Source organism: Devosia sp. A369 (genome assembly GCF_054489345.1).
Genome location: NZ_JBTMWV010000059.1, coordinates 1 through 883, shown reverse-complemented (window position 1 = coordinate 883; position 883 = coordinate 1). Strand labels below are relative to the sequence as shown.

Below are 883 nucleotides of genomic sequence, written 5' to 3'. Positions count from 1 at the left end.
CCGGCAATGATCATCGCCTGTTCGTCCACGAGCAGTGGAGAAATATATCCGAACTCACCATAGGCAGCGGCCAGCTTTTGGATCTGACGCTTTGAGTGCTTCTTTGGATTTGTGGGATCAGGTTTGACCTGAGTCAGCGCCATGACTGTCACAGCGATGGGGGCGGGGTGGTTCGCTAGCGTAGCCATGTGTGCCTCATTTTCTGCCATCAGAAATGCACGGGTCAAATTTGTTGTCAACTAAACAAAGTCAGATGCAAAATATCGACATAGTCTAAGTTCTAATTAATCCGCAACCTATTCTTCTTACGGTAATGGAAAGCCGGTCTTTTCTAAACGAATCTCTCTTAACTCACGTCTTATGGGTCATCTTAAACCGGAGTATGACTGGCCTTCCACAAACCGAATTTGGCTGCAGCCCGCATTTCCAGTCATTCGATAACTTGGTAATTGGGTAATTGTTCAATTCGAACCGCCCAATTTCGATCTTCTCGCCAACCTGCATTGACCTCGCGATACGTGCAGACCGCAAACCCCGCCCTTAGCCGGGACTCTAGTTGTGCGATAGGCCGTCTTTTCAAACCGCGAGAAACCGTTGCTTCACCAGTATCCCCAGATCGGCTTGCTAGCGTGCGGCTGGGTGGCATCCTCACCATCGAAGGGGTGTCCATGATCCGAGGTCTAGTTAAAGTTTTGCCCGTTTTGGCGGCGGCCGGTGTGGGATTCGCGGGCGCTATGTTGCTTATCGTACCCGATGCAGCGCGGGCATTGCCCGTGCGACCCTCGGCTCTCTCGGCGGCGCCGGCTGCAACATCAAGGGCAACATCAGCATCAACAGCGGTGAGCGCATCTACCATGTGCCAGGGCAGCGATACTACCTGGAG

1 protein-coding gene is annotated in these 883 nt (G+C 52.7%); it reads right to left on the bottom strand.

Annotation, left to right across the window (positions count from 1 at the left end):
• Positions 1 to 188 (bottom strand): ParB N-terminal domain-containing protein (locus tag ACX3OZ_RS20870; RefSeq protein ID WP_459105512.1); only part of this gene is annotated, 188 nt, incomplete at its 3' end.
• Positions 189 to 883 lie beyond the last annotated feature (695 nt).